13 protein-coding genes and 1 pseudogene are annotated in these 18093 nt (G+C 64.4%); 9 read left to right on the top strand and 5 right to left on the bottom strand.

The features are described from left to right. Positions 1-4 precede the first annotated feature (4 nt). Both IV454_RS07800 and IV454_RS07795 read right to left on the bottom strand, forming a co-directional pair. Positions 5-3883 (bottom strand): eCIS core domain-containing protein, encoded by a 3879-nt coding sequence (locus IV454_RS07800; protein WP_206091007.1) that lies wholly within the window; start codon positions 3881-3883, stop codon positions 5-7. Positions 3884-4342: 459 nt separating this feature from the next. Continuing rightward, positions 4343-5209 (bottom strand): oxidoreductase, encoded by an 867-nt coding sequence (locus IV454_RS07795; RefSeq protein WP_206091006.1) that lies wholly within the window; start codon positions 5207-5209, stop codon positions 4343-4345. A 161-nt stretch (positions 5210-5370) separates the two neighbouring features. On the opposite strand from IV454_RS07795, the gene IV454_RS07790 reads away from it, so the two are divergent. The 8 genes from IV454_RS07790 (at position 5371) to IV454_RS07755 (ending at position 14892) form a co-directional block, all read left to right on the top strand. Beyond that, on the top strand, positions 5371-6285 hold the full coding sequence (locus tag IV454_RS07790; protein WP_206091005.1) for a LysR family transcriptional regulator: 915 nt from the start codon (positions 5371-5373) through the stop codon (positions 6283-6285). A 341-nt stretch (positions 6286-6626) separates the two neighbouring features. Then, on the top strand, positions 6627-6971 hold the full coding sequence (locus IV454_RS07785; protein WP_206091004.1) for a hypothetical protein: 345 nt from the start codon (positions 6627-6629) through the stop codon (positions 6969-6971). 8 nt (positions 6972-6979) lie between these two features. Next, entirely contained in the window at positions 6980-7126 is a 147-nt protein-coding gene (locus IV454_RS07780; RefSeq protein ID WP_206091003.1) for a hypothetical protein, read from the top strand. Between the two features lie 517 nt (positions 7127-7643). After that, on the top strand, positions 7644-10394 hold the full coding sequence (locus tag IV454_RS07775; protein WP_206091002.1) for a hypothetical protein: 2751 nt from the start codon (positions 7644-7646) through the stop codon (positions 10392-10394). Beyond that, the gene (locus tag IV454_RS07770) at positions 10394-12364 is read left to right on the top strand and encodes a hypothetical protein (protein WP_206091001.1); all 1971 of its coding nucleotides are present in this window, start codon (positions 10394-10396) and stop codon (positions 12362-12364) included. The genes IV454_RS07775 and IV454_RS07770 overlap by 1 nt, the downstream gene beginning before the upstream one ends. A gap of 136 nt (positions 12365-12500) precedes the next feature. Then, on the top strand, positions 12501-13721 hold the full coding sequence (locus IV454_RS07765; protein WP_206091000.1) for a hypothetical protein: 1221 nt from the start codon (positions 12501-12503) through the stop codon (positions 13719-13721). Continuing rightward, positions 13708-14325 (top strand): ATP-binding cassette domain-containing protein, encoded by a 618-nt coding sequence (locus tag IV454_RS07760; protein ID WP_206090999.1) that lies wholly within the window; start codon positions 13708-13710, stop codon positions 14323-14325. Before IV454_RS07765 ends, IV454_RS07760 begins: the two co-directional genes overlap by 14 nt. A gap of 99 nt (positions 14326-14424) precedes the next feature. Next, on the top strand, positions 14425-14892 hold the full coding sequence (locus IV454_RS07755) for a macro domain-containing protein (protein WP_054265399.1): 468 nt from the start codon (positions 14425-14427) through the stop codon (positions 14890-14892). Between the two features lie 104 nt (positions 14893-14996). Here the strand turns inward: IV454_RS07755 and IV454_RS07750 are convergent, their stop codons facing one another. Both IV454_RS07750 and IV454_RS07745 read right to left on the bottom strand, forming a co-directional pair. Next, on the bottom strand, positions 14997-16079 hold the full coding sequence (locus IV454_RS07750) for a DUF4034 domain-containing protein (protein ID WP_206090998.1): 1083 nt from the start codon (positions 16077-16079) through the stop codon (positions 14997-14999). Between the two features lie 421 nt (positions 16080-16500). Then, a pseudogene (locus tag IV454_RS07745) lies at positions 16501-16650 on the bottom strand (LysR family transcriptional regulator); the annotation flags it as partial. Positions 16651-16724: 74 nt separating this feature from the next. Here IV454_RS07745 and IV454_RS07740 point away from each other — a divergent pair. Then, complete coding sequence (locus IV454_RS07740; protein ID WP_206090997.1) at positions 16725-17225, top strand: DUF2199 domain-containing protein; 501 nt, start codon at positions 16725-16727, stop codon at positions 17223-17225. A gap of 83 nt (positions 17226-17308) precedes the next feature. On the opposite strand, the gene IV454_RS07735 is transcribed toward IV454_RS07740, so the two are convergent. Next, a complete protein-coding gene (locus tag IV454_RS07735; RefSeq protein WP_206090996.1) occupies positions 17309-18046 on the bottom strand; it encodes a DNA-binding protein in 738 nt (245 codons plus the stop codon). Positions 18047-18093 lie beyond the last annotated feature (47 nt).

Raw genomic sequence — 18093 nt, 5'->3', positions numbered from 1 at the left:
CCGGCTATAGAATATCGCCGGAGTTGCGACGCTGTCGCTTATGGGGGCCACCCTCAGGCCTGCGGTATGGACGAAAAGCGCTCGGTCGCGCATGAGATTGGAGTGCATTGTCGCCCGTCGGCTCCGTGCTGCCGAATCCGGAAGCGAATGGCGATGTCGTGGGCGGCTGAGAGCTGGATAACCAAGGCTGAGCTTGCGTGAACGGCGCGCCGCCCATGGCGAACCGGTAGCTGCCATAAGGCATCGCGCCCGGATGAAAGGACATGAACGGGGTGTTGAAAAGCACGGGCTGAGCCATTGAAGCACCCGGGTAAACGAATGGATGTGGCTGGGGCTGCATCGCAGTACTCGGGAAATTGAACAGATTTGATTGCATCGTGCTGTACGAGGCGGATCGAGGCATGGCATACGTCGCGCCGGAAGCATCCGGTGTCGTCGGGTAGAAACTGAACGGCACCGACGGTGCGGACCAGGCGAACGGCGCGCTCATCTGAGGCGCGCCGCTGAACGCCGGGTGCTCCGGTTGCCGCGCCGGGTCGGGGTACTCTTCTTCCATCATCATCGATTCTTCGGCTACCGCGGCAACGAGCAGGTCCAATCCATTGAAAACATCAGCATTCGGATGCGAACCGGGCACCGCGCCCGGATGCGCGGCATGGGACGCAATGCCATCGGGTGCGCCCCGGGGATCGCCATAGAACATCCGGTCCATGCGCTGGCGGTATGCGGCCGGTAGCGGATGGGCGGCAAACTCGGCGATGGGCGCGATGATCTCCTTCGCCAACGCCACGAACGCCTCGGTGCCGACGGCACTGAGCCTGCCCATCGTGAATTTGTCCGCCCCCAGCTGCTGGTGTTTGGAGAGGCTTTCCGCGACGAAAAAATTCGCGTATCCCGCGCCGAGGTTCAGCTTGTCCACCGCGCCCAGGGAAGCGTTGGTGATATCGACGATCGGTATGGTGGTCGAATTCTTTGCCCCCTGCTTGCCGGCGAGCTGGCCGAAGACGGCTCCCGGCGATGCTTGCGTTTCCCCCGAACTGGCCTTGTTCAGGACGGGATTCAGATCGGCGGACACGATGCCCGGGGTTCTCGTTTCCAATTGCTTTAATAGCGCATGCTCAGGGACATAGCTTCCGTCGCTACCTCGATTCATCGCATTCATTCGCAAATTTTTCTTGTCAATACTCGCGTACTCGAAGTAGCTGTTCAGGTCGACCGTTTGCAGGCTGTCACCGTTGAACACCTTGGCCTTGTCCTGGCTCGCCAGCTTCTCCAGCCATGCCCGCGCGACGAGGTGGGCGCACACCAGCGCCTGCATGCCGCTGTCCAGATAAAACGTCGCCTGGTGCATGGCGCGCTGGTTCAGCTGCAGTGTTTCCTGAAGGTAGCGCGGGTAAACGTCTTCCTGTTGCACCGGTTCGTGCAGCATGGCCTCCAGCAAGTAACTGTATTCCATCAGGTTTTCGATAATCCCGGCGATCTGGACGTAGTCATGGTCGGCAGGCATGCCGGGCGCATGGCCCTTCAGGCAATAGTCGGCCTTGAGCAGATTCTTGCGCAGCCTGACACGCACCCACTCCACCAGCCGCGCCGGCCCCAAGGCCGAGTGCGCCGTGCTCATCGTGTCCTGTGCGTAGCGCACGGCCGTCTTCAAGGCCTCGATGTGCAGGATGGCCTCGCCCCGCGCGCCCCCTGTGCCGCTGGCACTGGACGTTGCAGCTTCAGGCATGCGTGTCGCCGCAAATGGCCGCTTCAGGGTCTTGGCCTTGGCTTTCGCGGTTGCGGCCACCTTCTTCACATCGTTCAGGCTGAGAAGCGTGTCGACGACGATCCGCTTGAACACGTCTTTGGGGGCCAGGCCGGGCCAAATGCGCACCGGACCGCCGACGGACGACGCGGTTGGATAGGGAAAGCCGAAACTGGCGCGATGGGTGATCCGCGTGAGCAGCTTCGCCTCGGCGGCGGCCGCGTTGAACTTGGCGAGCAGCAGCTCGCGCCACTGCGCCTCGCTCAGCTTCCTGTCTTCCGGGTAGTCGTCCGGATAGCGCAGGTCGAGAATCAGGCTGGCGTGCGACGACGACTGTATCGGGAGCACGCTCAGATGGATGTCCGCATCGGCATACAGTTGCCTGATCGCGGCGGCGGTCTCGAACACCAGCTCGGCCCTGTCGGCGAGCAGGAAGTCATGGTAGTTCTGGTCCGTATTGGGCTGTAGTCTTTCAGCTGAAACGACCGGGCGCCAATCGTTCGCGGGAAGTGGCGTCGGTTTCCATTCGTCATGCCCTTTGCCGCCAAATGCCTTGCGCTCCGGGTCGCTTTCCAGATAGCCGCCAACCTCGAGCGTTCGGTGCATATTCGGAATCAGGCCCAGGGAGCCGGTGTGGCTGCCCGCGCTGCTGGTGTATTCCGAATAGGCGAGCCGCGCTCTATCCGTATCGCCGTAGTGCGTCATCGCCTCGATATTGGACGACAGCTTCGCGGCGCGCACCAGGGCGGCATGCAAGGGCTGATTGGTGACCTGAAAGGTTCGTCCGGCGGGGATCTGCTCGTCGTTCTCTGCATACGCCATTGCGCCATCGTTGCGCAGGTGTGTCGAGTTGCCGCTACGCACCGGGGTCATGCTCGTTCTGCTGTACTGGCCATGCTCGACGCTTCGTATATCACGCCCCTGCATCTCGACGGGCACGAAATTGGAGGTATGGGTGAACAACAGCTTCAATGCCACGTGCAGCGCGGGCGGCAGTTCGGGTTCGCTCAGGATCATCGGCAGGACCGAAGCGAACTTCTTGTCGGCCGTCATGCTCTTATCGCTATGCATCTTGCGCTGCCACTGCGTCAGGTAACCCGGCAGCCCGTCTGCGGTGGGCTCCGGCTTTGCCGCACGCTGTTGATAATCGGGCTCCTCAGACGGGATGTACTCAACCGCGGTGCGTTTCAGGCCAGTATTCCAGGTGTTGGCGAAGGATGCATGAATCCTGTCGACCTTGGCAACCGCCAGCCGGATTTCGCCTCTCAGGGTGTGGAACGCGGGACTGCCGGCAGTAACGGCGTAATAGGTGCTGGACAGGCGCCTCGTATTCGCCAGGATCTGTTCCAGTTGTTGCTTTTCGGGGGCGTGCGCCGGGAGCGATGCGATGGCGGCGTCCGGCGTACGCTGCGCGACCGCGCCGTGCGGGTTTGCCGCAGCGCTATGCGTGCCGCCAGGGAACGCCCGACCATCGTCCGGATCAGGACGCGCCGCACTGGTCGACGCCTCGTTCGCGCTGTCGCCGACGCCGGACGACAAGGCCAGCGCGCCCATGGCATCGGCTTCCCGTTCCAGCCCGGCATCGTCGTTGATCGCATGCCCGGCCGCACGCATCGTGACCCCGACCCGGCCTTGCCTCTGCTGCACCAGATGCCAGGTTTCGTGGGGGAGCAGTTGTTCCTCTCCCGGCGCAAGATGAATGTCGTCGCCCTGGGCAAACGCGCGCGCTTGCAACTGCGCCGGCCGGGCCGAGTTCCGGTAGACCCGTACGCCATGCATGCCAAGACCAGCCAGTCTTTCGATTCCCACCCGCAGGCGGCGCGGCAACTGCGTACCGTCGCTTTCTACGGAGGATACAAATGCCGGCTCAGGCGACGCATCCCCCCTGTCCGCGCCGGCTACGCGCTGCGCCACCGGCGGCACGGACGCGCCGGTGCTGCGCGCGCTCTGCGCAACGCGCGTCTGCACTTCCCGCTGTCCGGCAAGGCGTGGGCTGCGGTTGGCAAGGTCGGCGAGATCGCGCTGCTCGGCGGCTTGCCGCCGCAGGTCGATGAACTCATCGGCCGGGGTGGCGGCAGCACGCTGCGGTACGGCAGTGACGTCGGTGCCCCGGGTGCTTCTCTCGGTCTGCCCCATGCGAAATCCCCTCATGTTTCCGGCCTGAATGAGTCCATCGTACGCAAAAAACCGGCATCGGCCCAGGCATGGCTGAGCGAATTCCCGCAACCGTTGTATCGTCGCCCACCGGCGCATGCGCGACGCATAGTTTGTGAAGCAGCGCTGCCGACGCCATGCCGCGCGCCAGGCGTGGCAACCATGTCACACGGACCGTTGCGATTGATATGGCAGCCTGCGCTTGTCGCGCAAAGGCTTGCTGTTTTATCGAAATGGATTAATGATTATCGAAAGAATTATTTGCGTCAGCGGCAGCTCTCCAGTTGCACAAGGGCCACCCGGGGTTCGGAAATGTGGCGGCCGCCATGGCCGCCATGATCGGATTGGTACTGATGGGGATGGCGTTCATGTGCTATGGCATAACGACATGGCTGGATCCACCGTCCGCCAAAACAGAAGGCAGGTAGCAGAATCGCGCCCTTACAGTGCGTTGAGCGCCGCCAGTGCCGCTGCATCGAGCGCCAGCCCGCCCGCCGCCACGTTCTGGCGCAGATGCGCCACCGACGACGTGCCAGGTATCACCAGCACATTCGGCGCGCGCTGAAGCAGCCAGGCCAGCGCCACCTGCATCGGACTGGCCCGCAGCGCCGCCGCCACCTCGTTCAACGTGCTTGACTGCAGCGGTGTGAAGCCGCCCAGCGGGAAAAACGGCACATAGGCGATCGCTTGCGCGGCGAGCGCGTCGATCAGCGCATCGTCGCCGCGATGGACCAAGTTGTAGTGATTCTGGACGCACACGATCGGCGTAATCCGCTGCGCCTCGGCCACCTGCCGCGCGTCGACGTTACTCAGGCCGATATGCCGCACCAGCCCTTCTTTTTTCAGCTCCGCCAGTACCGCCAGCGCTTCGCCGATCGACGATCCATCCGCGCCATCGAGCCCCGGTGCGCGGAAATTGACCACGTCGAGCGCTTCCAGCTCCAGCTTGCGCAGATTGCTGTGCACGGCGTCGCGCAGCTGCTGCGGTGCCGCCGCCGGCATCCACGACTGGTCGGCCCCGCGCACAAAGCCGACCTTGGTCACGATCGTCAAGCCGTCGCGATACGGATGCAGCGCCTCGCGAATCAGCGCGTTGGTGACATGCGGGCCGTAAAAATCGGCCGTGTCGATATGGTTGATCCCCAATGCAATCGCCTCGCGCAGCACGGCCACGGCGGCGGCATGATCCTTTGGCGGGCCCCAGACATGCGGTCCCGCCAGTTGCATGGCGCCGTAACCGACGCGGTTGAAGTGCAGGTCGCAGTGCGCCGGGGTGAATTGGTCGCTGGATGGTGAGTAAGTGTTCACGAGGATTCCTTGGATGGTGGTGGACGGATGACTGTGCAGGTCGCATGTATCGGCGGCGGCTGACAGGCATGTGCACAGTCTAGCGCCGAAGATTGCATGTGATAATCGGGGTAATGGCACACAGCCTGTACGTAATTACGCACAATGAGGATCACATCATCATGAGCACCGAGCTGCATTCCATGGCCGATTTATCGACGTTTGCGCTGGTGGCCGAACAGCGCGGTTTTCGCCAGGCCGCGCGCGTGAGTGGACAGTCCGCATCGACCCTGAGCCAGGCGGTGCGGCGGTTGGAAAAGCAACTCGGCATCCGCTTGCTGGAGCGCACCACCCGCAGCGTGGCGCCGACCGAGGCCGGGGCATTGCTGCTGGGCCGGCTGCGGCCCGCGCTCGACGACGTTGCCAATGCACTCGACGTGCTCAATGTGCTGCGCGACAGTCCCCGTGGCACTTTGCGCCTGAACGTGCCGGTGAGCGCCGCGCGCTTTTTCCTGCAGCCGATCGTGGACCGGTTTCTCGCCAGCTACCCGGACATCCGGCTCGATATCGTCGTCGACAACAATTTTGTCGACCTTGTCGCCAGCGCTTGCGACGCCGGCATCCGGTATGGCGAGCGCCTGGAGCAGGACATGATCGCGGTGCCGATCGGACCGCGTACCGAGCGCTTCGCGCTGGCCGCCGCGCCGGCCTACCTGGCGCGGCGCGGGGTGCCGCAACACCCGCGCGACCTGTTGCAGCATGCCTGCCTGCGCGGCAAGTTCCTCAGTGGCCTGGTGTATCCATGGGAGTTCGAGCGCGACGGCCAGACAGTGACCGTCGATCCCGGCGGACCCCTGATCGTCACGCCCACCGTGGCCGACCTGGCGGTCCACGCCGCCGTGGCGGGACATGGACTGGTGTATTTGTTTGAAGAGTGGCTGGCGCCCTACATGGCGTCGGGCCAGTTGGAGCCGGTGCTGCAGGAGTGGTGGCTGAGTTTCCCCGGCCCGTTTTTATACTACGCGGGCCGGCGCCACCTGCCGGCACCGCTGCGGGCATTCATCGACTTTATCGGGCAGCCGCCGACAAGCCCATAGCATCGGCCGTGCCGGCTCATATCCCTGCGCCAATGCGGTGGCGCCGCGCATCGCCGGGCTGGAGCCGGAAAACTGTACCCGGGCCGGCGCCACGCAAGCACCCCGGCTGCCCACGGTGCTGCTGGGGTAGTTGCGTAAGCTGGTCGCGTCGTGACACTCCCGGCAACTGCTAAAATAGCCTCGGTAATCTCCTGTTTCCTGACCCAGCCACATGCGGGAAAAGAAGCAAGATTGCCCTCCTCCGATCACTCTACGCACCACCGCTCACCATGCACTAGGATGAACATCCCGGCACACGGATCCGGTATGTCGTCTTTGGCTCCACTCTGACGCTTGGCACGATGGCCTTGATCCTGAGCACGCGGTGGAGCACCTTTCCTCAGGGCGATATCGTCTTTAAAGCCTTGTTTCCTTTTCTATCTTTGTGCTGGGGCGTATGGCTGGTGACGGCCGCGCTGCGCTTTCGGCTGACATTGACGCCGCATGCCCTCATCCTGCGCCGCACTTTGACCACCCGGATCATTGCTCGCAGCGACATCGAGTGCTTCAAGAAGGTATTTAATCGCAACTACGGCGCGGTCTTGTGGGTGCAGTCTCGTCGAAGAAAGCGGTCCAGCGTCGCTATCTCGCGGGTCTTCAAGGAAAAAGACGCCGTGTTGGCATGGTTCGAGGGCCTCCCGGATTAGCTGCTGGAGTGACATGGCTGCGGCGGCAGGTCGGCAGCCAGCGGGTGCCGGGACTCGATGCCAGCCAGATTTCCAATGACGTCATCAAGGCGATGCTGTTTGACTTTCTGCCTGCCTGGGATGGCAATGCCGCTGATTTCTCAGCCGGCGCCTGATTGCGCCCAGCCAGCGAGGTGATCTACATGGAGTACAAATTCTACTGTGCCCATAACGCGGTCAGAAGTGCCCAGCTGGGTCGCGCCACCGTGCCCGCGGGTTTCGACACCGTCACGCATGGCGGCACCGTTCACGAACGCCGCCACGCACTCCACGTGGGCGCTGGCGCCAGGGGATGACTGGGTCGATACCGACCTGAGCACCTGACGCACGGACGCGGCGCGTCGATGGCGCCGGGAGATCAAGGCATCCGGGCGCGCGCGTCCGGACGGTGTCGACCGGCCAGCGATCCGCCCGCTGACTATTTGCCGAGAATGACAATCGGCTGATTTTTTCCGCCACATAGGTGGCCAGTTCGAAAGTGATGCCGGTTCCGGTATCTCTGCCGGGTGCGCCGCGCCGGCCGGATACCTTTTTACCATTTTCACCACTGTGACAATCGGTGAGATTGTCTGTAAATACACTACCTATACTGATTTTGGTCAATCGTTCTTTGGTTCTGTGGAAGGATGCAACATGGACTCTCTACGCTCGCTCCCGCGCCGCTTTCCGCTGCGCCCACTGCTCGCCGCAATCGCGCTGCTGGCAGGCAGTTGCCCCCTCCTGGCGGCGGCTGCCCCGGACACCCGGCTGGTGGCCACGGGTCCCGGCCCGTCGGAAGTCGTGTTCCCATCGATCGAGACCCCGAACATCAAGCCCGGCCGCGCGCCGGCGGTGGATTTGCGCGCCTTGCCCAAGGGCGCGCAGGTATCCTTGCCCAACCAGGACATGGGCCACGTGTTCATGCGCGTGCCGCCCACCGAAGTGGTCACCCTGTCGGGCGCCGAGGTGGCCGATAAGGTGATCGTGCCGCTGCTGAGCGCGCTGCATTTCGACGGCGGCATGCGGCGTCTGCGGCGCGCTCCGGAAGCCGGCCTGCCGCAGACGCGGCCACAGCTCGACGGCGTTGCCCAGCTGCTTGCCCTTGAATACCAGGGCAATGAAAAAGCCACGCGCCCGCGCACCCTGGACATGGTCGACGCCTTCCTCGGCAAGCGCGCCCCCACCGACGATGTCGAGCGCAACCTGTTGATCGCGCGCGGCCTGACATACGCCCAGTACAAGGCCGATATCGAACGCCAGGAAATCATCTATCCCTTCATGCAGGTCGACGGCGACGTGCCGATCGAGCACACCCTGCTGCTGGCCTCGCGCTGGGAAGGCCAGGGCGTCACCAGCGTGCGAGGCTCGCTGATCCACCGCTATTCGATCGCCAACCTGCGCCCGCAAAGCGCCGACGGCGCCGACCTGCGCGCGTATGCCGCCTTGAGCAAAGTGCGGGGCATCGACAGTGTCGACGGCAAGCGCGTGCTCGACGGCCCATCCCTGGTGCTGCTGCCTTATGGTAACGACAGCGCCGGCGGTGTTTCCCTGCGCTACGCCTGGCGCATGGTGGTCGAAGCCATCAGCTTTGGCCGGCCGGTGCCGTTCAGGGTCTGGTCCGATGCCGCGACAGGCACCATCTTGAAGATGCGCCCGCTCGTCTCCGACGTCACCGCCACGGGCAATGTGTGGCGGCGCGATCCCGGCACCGGGGCCACGCAAGTGCGCAGCTTCACGGTCGACCCCGCAGTCGGCGGCCAGTACACGCTCAAGCTGGCCGGCGTGGTCTCGCGCGTGGACCACCAGGGCGACGGTTTCGATGCCGAGGACGTGTCGATATCGAGCACCCTGGGCGGCAGCAGCGCAACCCTGGCCAACTTCAACCAGGCGCCGATCAACAACGGCGCCAGCGCGGTCTGCGCCAGCGGCGCCAATCCCAGGTTCCAGCAGGTGAATTACTTCGGGGTGTTCCATGTGAACTGGAAGCAGTCCCTTGCGCACGGAATCTACACGCCGTTTCCGACCAGCCCATGGAATCCGCGCATCGAGTCGGCCTCGGCCGGCTGCAATGCCTGGTCCAGCATGAACTTCGGGGCTTGCCAGGGGTACTTCGACGCAGCCTGCCCCAATTACTCGGACGGCACCACCAGCACCACCAACTTCATGAACTTTGCCCACGACAACACGGTCGTCGGCCACGAGCTGGCGCACAACGCCGTGCAACGTTTCACTGACGCTCGCCCCGCCAACTGGTGTGGCATGGCGCCGTGCGCCATTCCGGTCGGCATGAGCAAGATGCACGATCTGGCCGACGCCTGGGCCGACCACTTCGATAACACCAACTGCACCGCCGGCTGGGCCGCCAAGAATCTGGGCGGCGTCAATGCCAGCAATAACTGCCAAGGCAGCCGCGGCCACAGCGAGGGCGGCAGCCTGCCGCGCCTGCATGAAGTCACGACGCCCTTCAATCCCGCCATTCCGGGCGACCATTTCCCTGAACACCGGGACCTGTCGAGCATCGACTACGCCGACATGCAGATCGGCTCGGCGATCCTGTGGCAAGTGCGCGAGGGCATGCGAAGCAAGTGCAGGCCATCCGGCCACCCGCAGTATTTTGTCCGCTTCACGCGGGCGCTCAAGAATGCCGGCTTTGCCGGTTCGCCCGGAGACGGCGACCGCGGCATCTATAACGTGCTGCACGACCTGGAGCTCGAAATGGTCGAGCAATGGGCCACGTCCGGCTTGCCGGGCGGGCCGCCGGCCTTCGCGCACAACGGCAACCACACGACCAACAAGGTGCTGGCCGGGTTTGCCAAGGGCGGCATCTTCGCCATGCCGTCGGCCTGTATCGACGGCGACCCCGGCACGGCCGATGCGGCGATCTGTCCCAGCGGCGAGAACGGCGGCGATGCCGTGATCGACATGAACGATAACGATCCCGCCGACGATCTGGTGGTGGACGGCATTTCGCACCGCGAAACCGACTTCCTCAAGCTGGGCGGCCCCGCACCGACCTTCCAGGTCTGGACCGGCCCGCGCTTCCGCTTTACCGGCACCGGCGCGCGTCCCGTCAGCGGCACGGCGATCTGCAATGCCAAGTACATCGTCGAAGCGTCGACCGATCCAGCCTTCTCGCCGGCCTCGACCATCAACAGCGGCTGGCGCGTGGTCGACCTGAACACCGCCACGCCGGCCTCGCCGGAATGCTCCGATACCTGGACGCCGAACGCGGCCCAGTGGACCACCTTGCAGAGCGGCGGCCACCTCACGCGGGTGTACTACCGCACCCGCACCCGCGACGCCCTCGATGGCAACGAACGCATCTCCACCTCCCCGGGCGCCGGCTTGTGGACCGTGCCGCCGCCGTATGCCGTCATCACCACCACGGGAGGATCGGACTATTGATGCGCATCCCACCTGAGAGCCGGCGCGCCGGGCGCCTGATCGCCGTCCTGGCGGCCGCCGCGGCGTTCGGGCACGCGCTGGCCGCCGGCTTGCCGGTGGCGCGCCGGGTGCTGGAGCCGCCCCTGGCGGGCGCCGCCATGGCCGTGGTCGACGGCCGCTTGTGGGTGGCCAGCCGCGGCGGCGGCCTGATCGGGTTCGAACGCGGCGCGCCCGGCATGCGCTTCGATCTCGGCCGGGGCTTGCCCTCGGCCGTCGCGCAGGAACTGGCCGCCTTGCCCGATGGCCGCCTCGCCGTGGGCACCCAGGGCGGGCTGGTGCTGGTCGACCCGCGCGACGGCAGCAGCACGGCGATCGCGCCGGCCGGCATGGGCCGCGACAGCATGGCCGCCGACCTGGTGCTGGCGGCCACGCGGGGCAATTCGCTGATCTTCCAGCTCGCGCAGCGCGACCCCGATGGCGACGAGGGCCGGACCGGGGCATCGCTGTGGCAGTGGGACGGCACGCGCGTGCAAGCCTGGGATGCGGGGCTGGGCGGCGCGCTCGTGGCCACGGCCGGCCTGGTCGAGCGCAACGATGGCTGTTTTCACCTGGCCGGCATGCAGGTCGAGGGCGCGGGGCAGCGGCCCTGGTACGCGCGCCAGTGCGGTGGCGAACTGCGTAGCTGGCGCCTGGCCGCCGGCGCGCCCGCCGGCACGGTCGGCATTGCCGCCATCGCCAGGGCGCCGGATGGCCGCTCCACCATCCTGGTGATGGTGACCCAGCCGGCGGCCAATCCCGCTTCGCGCCGCCATGTCGTGATGAGCCTCGACAAGGATGGCCGGCTCAGCCCCCACTGCTCGCATGCCAGCTTCACCGAGCCGGTGACCGGTCTCGTGCAATCGGGCCCGGACCTGATCGTCGCGCGCGCCGGTGCCGGCGTGCATGTACTGGGCTGCGGGCCGCTCAAACCGCTGTCGGCCGATCCGCGCGTGAGCAACGCCACCGCCTTGCTCCACGATGCCCGCCTCGGCCTGCTGGTGGCCACCGATGCCGCCGTCTGGCAGCTCGGGAAAGACGGCACGCCGCTGGCCCTGACACCGGTGCCCGGGCGCGCGCTTCCCATCGATGCCCTGCCGATGGAATACCAGGCCAAGGGTGCGCTGGCGCTTCTCGGTTCGCCGGGCGCCGGCATTCTGGAACTGGCACGCAGCGCGGACGGCTGGCGGCTGGCGCGCCAGTGGCGGGCCGGGATCGACCTGCCGGCCGGCGTATACGGCGCGGCCGCGTACGCGGAGCCGGACCAGATCATCGCCGTGCAGCTGTCGCAGGGCTTGCTGCGTCTGCGGCCGGGAGGAACCCAAGCGGTGGCGCTGGAGCAAGGCACGATGCCGCTGGATGTGGCGGTCACACCAGGTGGCATGTGGATGGCGGCCGGCGCCCCGCCTTTCGGCGGCGCTGGCGCCGGCCTGCACTTCCTGGCCAACGATGGCAGCGCCCGCTTCGTGCCCTTGCCCGACCGCCAGGCGCAGCCGAGCGGCCGGCTGTTGGCCTGGCCTGACGGCCGGGTGTGGGCCGGCACGCGCCGTGGCATCATCGAAGCCGATGCCACGGGCGCCATGCGACGCATCTCGGCGGACCGGGTTGACGTGTTGTACCGCAATGCGTCACGCGATATAGTCGGTGCGGTGGGCGCCAGCGTGCAGTACTGGGATGGCGCGCGCATGCTGCCCGTGCTGTTCGCGGTCGAGCCCGCACCGTCGCGCCCGCTGGGGCATCCGGTCGATCTGGTCATCGACGATGCGGGCCGCTGGTGGATTCTGTTCTCGGCAGGACAACTGGTGCTGCTCGATGCGCAGCGGCGCCATGTGGCGACGCTCGATGAGCGCGCCGGCATTGCGCCATCGAGCCGGCGGCTGCTCTACTTGCCCGGCTCGCGCGAAGTGCTGATCGGCTCGGCCAGGGAAGGCTTGTTTTCGCTCACCTGGCCTTGAGCCTGCGCTTGCCGGCGCATGGGCCGGCATGAAAGGCGCCGAGGATGTGCGCTTGTTAAGCATTCGCTAATTATCCTTCCCTACACTTGGCGCCAGTCAATCCCATCCGGAGAACCGTATCCTTCCCGCCACCCTGTTGCGCTTTCGCCTGCGCTGGTATGCCGTCAGCACGGCGCGCGTCCTGCTGCGGCGCTGGCAGGCGCTGGTGCTGTTGTGCGGCATCCTGGGGTCGGCGAACATGTCGCTGTTCTCGAATATCGATTCGCTCGCCACGCCGCTGCTGGCGCTGCTCTCGCCCGCGCATGGCGCCGCCTGGCGCTTCGCTGATCTCATCGGCTTGCATGCCATCGCGGTCATGTGGGCGCTGATGCAGCGCGAGCAGATCGCCGGCGGGGCCTTCATGGCCTATGCAGGCTCGCTGCCGTTCACCGGGCGCTACCGGCGCCGGGTCGACACCATCGTGCTGGTGCTGGCCGACAGTCCGCTGCTGGTGCCGCTGGTGTGCGCGCTGCTCGTCGTTGGCCCGGGCCGCGGGCAAGGAGCGAACTTTCTGCTGATGCTCGTGGTCGGCCTGCTGGCGCTGGCAGCCCAACTGGGAGCGCTGGACCGGCGCCGGCTGGCCTGGATCGCGGTCGCGGCGGGCGACCTGCTGCTGGCGGGCGTCGTCAACACCGGATTGCAGGCCGGAGGATGCCTGCTGGTGGGCTTGGGTGCCTGCGCGCTGCTGGCAGTGCGGTTTCCGCGCGCGGGCAGGCGCTGGATAGACGCCGCCGGGCGTGCCGGCGCGCCGTTCGCCGCGCTGCTGCTGGCGATGAGCCAAGGTCTTCATCCCGCCATCCTGGTGTCGGCCGGTGTCCTGTTCCGTCAGCGCCGTTCCGAGGTGGCCGGCAAGGCCATCGGTGCCGGCTGCGTCGCGGCGGCCGCACTCGCCTTGATGACCGTGTTCGGCCATGACGGACGCGCGCTGGGGGTGGCGGTGATCGCGCAGACGATCATGGCGCTGTCGATCAGCGGCCTGTATCGCGGCTTGCAGATGGCGCATGTCGACGCTGCCCGCTACTTCGCGGCGCTTCCCCTGCGGCGAGCGTGGTGGCGCATGTCCGACATCGCGGTGGTGGTGACCTTGGCGCTGCCGTTTCTGGCGATTCCCGGCGTCGCCCTGCTGGTCCATCACGCGGCCTCGCCGCTGAGGATCGTCGCCGGCGCCGCGTCGGGCCTCGCGCTGCTGTGCGTGCTGCGCCTGCCGCAGCTGTTCAATGAGCGGCATTCGGTGGTGCTCAGTTCGATCGTGGCGGGCACGTGGGGCGCCTTGACGATGGCCTTGATCTATCAGGAGAATTACCTTGCTGCGCTTTGAACAGGTTTGTAAGTCGTATGGCGCCAAGAGCGTGCTGCGCAATGTCAGTCACCATTTCGCCGCTGGCGCGTTTGCGTTGCGCGGCCCGAATGGAATCGGCAAGTCGACCCTGCTGGGCGTGCTGGCAGGCGCGGTGGAGGCCGACAGCGGCACGGTCTGGATAGACCAGCTGTCCTTGCGCGACGCGGCCATCGCCGCCAGGTCGCGCCTGGCCTACGCGCCCGATGAGTGTCCGGTCTATCCCTTCATGACCGGGCGCGAACTGCTCGCCTTCGTGGCGTTCGCCAAACGCTGTGCGCTCAGCGCGGAGGTGATGGACATCGTCGCGCGTTTCGGCCTGGGGAGCCATCTTGACACGCGCTGCGGCGACATGTCGCTTGGCACGCAGAAGAAGTTGATGCTGGCGGCGGCGTGGATCGGCGAGCCGTGCGTGATGCTGTTCGATGAACCGTCGAACGGGCTCGATGCCGCCGCGCGCCTGGTGCTGATCGAGCTGCTGCGCTCGCGCAGCGGCGCCAACGTCATTCTCGTTTCCACCCACGACCATGAATTCGCGCACGCGATCGGCGCCACTGTCATCGAGTTCGAGACTTTGCATGCTTGATCGGCCTGACTGCGGCGGCGATTGTCGTCCTGGCTATCGCACTTGGTTAAACTGTACACGCCAGCTATCCTGATAAAGCCGGACCCACTTGAAAAAACCATGAAAACACTCAGCGGCGACCTCCTCCAGCTGGCACTCGATGGCACCTTCGATGTCATCGTACATGGCTGCAATTGCCAGTGCCAGATGGGCAAGGGGATTGCCCTCTCGATCAAGCGCATGTTTCCCGAAGCCTTCGCAGCAGATCAATCCACGCCAAAAGGAGATGTGTCGAAGCTCGGAACGATCTCTGTCGCGGAGGTCAATCGACACGGACGAAACTTCTTCATTGTCAACGGTTACACGCAGGATCACTGGCGCGGCGTTGGCAACAAAGCCGACTACGCGGCGATCCGGCTCGTGATGAAAGCGGTCAAATCCAGGTTCCCGGGCAAACGCATCGGCTATCCCAAAATCGGGGCCGGTCTGGCCGGAGGGGATTGGGCCCGCATTGTTCCGATCATTGAAGAAGAACTCGATGGCGAGGATCATTGCTTTGTCGAGTTTGTTCCTGATGCGGGAACCTGAACGGTCGCAGGGATGCATGCTGATGGCGCCATGTGCTGGCGCCCTGTTGCGGCAGCGACCGGTGCCGGGCGGATCACGCCCGGCTGGTATCGAGGAGGGCTGACTCAGTCGCAGTCGTATTCGTCCATGTTGTCAAACTTGAAGCATTTCGGTACCTTCTCGATGCCGACCATCTTGGCCAGCGCGGTGCAATAGGCATATTTGTAGTTGTTGCCCCATGCCTTTTGATTGGCCTGCTCTCCCAACAGGTCCAGCTGCTGCTTGAGGGTTGTCCTGTCGTTCGCCAGGCATGCGTACATCGCGTAACCGTTGCGCGTTCTCGGGTCCGAAAAAAGGTTGAGATAATCCTCGAAACCGGTCTTCATTCTTTCCCAGCTCACGTTGCCATTCTTGAAGATGGACCACGATTCCGATACCGTCCAGTTAAGACGCGCGTACATTGTCTGCCCGAGCCGTTCCTTGGTCAGGTCCGCAGTCCTGCTGATGGCGCTGTCCCGTTCTTCGTCGGAACCGTACCATTTCTCGGCATGGTATTCGATGTTGGTGTAATGAACGTCGATGTAATAGGGATCGAGCTTGACCGCTTTTTCGTACAAGGCGTCAAATTTCGCAGCTTCCCATCCCTGGGCCAGACCGATGGTCAGCATCCCCGCATACCAGGCCGGATTGTTTTTACCGACGGCAGCGAGCTTGTCGAACTGGCGTTTCGCACCATCCATGCGTTGCACGAACAGTTGTCGCGATGCCGGGCTGACGGTCGAGGAAACGCCGTTGCCGCGCGCAAACCAAGCGTAATCAACGGAAGACAGAGCGAGAGCGAGTTTGGCGCCGGTCGACTTTGGCGACGATTTAATCCAGGCTGCCAAGGTAGCTTGATGGGCCAGCCAATCTTCTTCCGTGGGTTTTAGCTTGGCACAAATATTCACCGACTGCGCGATGCCTTTGAAAAAGACGGATAGTGCGGCGATGCCATCCGGCGTCGCAGCCCTTTCCTTTGAATATTCCTTGTACAACTCGTCGAGTTTTTTGTAGTTCTTTTCTTCCAGGAGGGTATGAACGGCATCGGATGCAACGTCCGCCGGTCGGATGTGATTATTTTGCGTACAAGCGTGCACCGACTGAGCAGTGGACAGCATTGCGAGGGAAAACGCCGAAATGATCGTTATTTGCTGCCAGTTTCGTTTCATATACAGTCTGATGTTTAAAAGTTAATATTCGAATAAGAAATAGAGCGCTGGTGTTCACGTTTACGCTTCATGAAGGAGGGAACTTTGCATGCCCTGGGATCGCATCCCGGCCGGCGAGTCAGCGTCGGTAATCCGACCCATTTGTGACGAGCAGTATTAAAAATACGCTTAATCCACATGGCACTGATCGCGGCGCCGTTCTTCCGCGCATCATCAGCCACAGGTGTTCGGATGCACCACCCACCGCAGGCGTCGTCGCGGGCGAACCTGGCCTCGGAATAGTGTCGTGCAGCGCTTGCGAACGCCACCTCGACAGGCCGTTTTGGCGCAAGGGCGTTCATCTTGTCCGAAGGGCCGCATTAACGCAAATCAAATCGTCGAACGCCTCACAGAGCAGACACCGTCATCGCGCCATTGAGCCTTACGCCGCCGGAGTCACCCGCAATGCATCGAGCACCTGCGAAAACACCGGCGAGGATTGCCGGCGGCTGGGGTAGTACAGGTAATAGCCGGCGAACGGCGGGCACCAGTCTTCCAGCACGCGTACCAGGCGCCCCTGCCCGATATGCGGCGTGGTGTTGCCAGGCCAGTGCCGCCATGACAAGATGAACTTTTGATTCACTACATCGAAAGGCTCGTGCCGGTATGTTTTCCTTTACATGCAGTTCCTGTAACGAGATTCACGAAGGCATGCCGAGTTATGCCGCCAATGCTCCGCTCAGTTATGACCGCATCCCGGAAGCTGAACGGGATGCCCGATGTGAACTGGGCAGCGACGATTGCGTGATCGACGCGTCGATGTTTTTGGTTCGGGGTTGCATTGAGATCCCGGTAGTTGGAGAAGCCGAGCCGTTTGTGTGGGGAGTGTGGGTTTCGCTGAGCGAGGCCAGTTACCGGGAATGGGTGAACTGCTTTGACCTGGACCAGCGCTCCCATATCGGCCCGTTTTTCGGTTGGCTCAATACGTCGTTATCGCCTTACCCGGCTACGCCCAGTCTTAAAACGATGGTGCACATTCGGGATGGAAACCTGCGCCCTTACATCGAACTGGAACAGACAGACCACCCGCTCGCCGTTGAGCAGCGAGAGGGCATCACACGGGAGCGGCTCGCGCAAATCTATACCTTCATGATGCATGGCCAATGAGCGAGAGCGGCCGGAAACGAGCGGTCTCGTCACCGCTGCCATGAAAGCAATGCCGGGTAAACGCGGCTGCGCGCGAGGCCCGGCTACTCCCGCGCGCGCAATGCTTCCGCCTCGGCCCGCAAGGCGCTGCGTTCGGCATTCGACGCATCGAGCCGCGCGCGCAGATCCTTGATCTCCGCCTCGAAATTATCGCGCGCGGTCACGGCCCCGATCAGCTCCATCTCGGCGGTCAGGCGTGCATCCGATACCGCCGCCTGCGACGCCACGTTGCGCTCGATCTGCAAGCGCAAGTCCACCAGCTGCTCATTCTTGCCTTCGATGGCCAGCTGGTCTTTTGCCTTGCCCACCAGCGCCTCGGTGGCCACCAGGCGGGCGTTGCGCAGCTCCACCGTCAGGCGCTGGATGTCGTCGTCGCGCTCGCTCACCGTCGCCAGAGCCTGGTCGCGCGCGATCGTCATGCTGCTCAACTGCGCGCGCAAGTCGTTGCGCTCGGCTTCGAGCTGCTGGCTCGCGGCGAGCAGGTCCGCCATGTCGCTGCCGGACTGCGCCAGCGCGTCGCGCACGCCGGCCCCGGCCTCGTCCGCGAACTGCTGCGCCCAGTTGCTCAGGACAGTGGCGACCGACTCCGGAATATCCGCACTGGGCAACTCCGGCGGCGCAGCCTCGTTGGCGCGCCAGGCAAGCAGATGCTGGTGAATGGTGTTGGGGGAACCGGCGCCGAGCGCTTCGCGCACCGTGTCGATGCTGATCCGCGTGCCGTCGTCCTGCAGGCCGATGGCCGCCGCAGCAACCTCGTCGTAGGTGACTTCCTGACGTGCCATAGCGTCTCCGGTAAGGGTAGCGTTGTAGATAGCTAACATCATACGCC

This window comes from Massilia antarctica (assembly GCF_015689335.1).
GTDB lineage: Bacteria > Pseudomonadota > Gammaproteobacteria > Burkholderiales > Burkholderiaceae_D > Telluria_A > Telluria_A antarctica.
This window is presented reverse-complemented; position numbering and strand designations above follow the sequence as displayed.

Excerpts from the sequence above, each read along its gene's own strand:
- IV454_RS07775 (WP_206091002.1), top strand. The coding sequence starts at position 7,644 with ATGGACTCTCTACGCTCGCTCCCGCGCCGCTTTCCGCTGCGCCCACTG.
- IV454_RS07755 (WP_054265399.1), top strand. The coding sequence starts at position 14,425 with ATGAAAACACTCAGCGGCGACCTCCTCCAGCTGGCACTCGATGGCACC.
- IV454_RS07790 (WP_206091005.1), top strand. The coding sequence starts at position 5,371 with ATGAGCACCGAGCTGCATTCCATGGCCGATTTATCGACGTTTGCGCTG.
- IV454_RS07800 (WP_206091007.1), bottom strand. The coding sequence starts at position 3,883 with ATGGGGCAGACCGAGAGAAGCACCCGGGGCACCGACGTCACTGCCGTA.
- IV454_RS07770 (WP_206091001.1), top strand. The coding sequence starts at position 10,394 with ATGCGCATCCCACCTGAGAGCCGGCGCGCCGGGCGCCTGATCGCCGTC.
- IV454_RS07740 (WP_206090997.1), top strand. The coding sequence starts at position 16,725 with ATGTTTTCCTTTACATGCAGTTCCTGTAACGAGATTCACGAAGGCATG.
- IV454_RS07750 (WP_206090998.1), bottom strand. The coding sequence starts at position 16,079 with ATGAAACGAAACTGGCAGCAAATAACGATCATTTCGGCGTTTTCCCTC.
- IV454_RS07735 (WP_206090996.1), bottom strand. The coding sequence starts at position 18,046 with ATGGCACGTCAGGAAGTCACCTACGACGAGGTTGCTGCGGCGGCCATC.
- IV454_RS07785 (WP_206091004.1), top strand. The coding sequence starts at position 6,627 with ATGGCCTTGATCCTGAGCACGCGGTGGAGCACCTTTCCTCAGGGCGAT.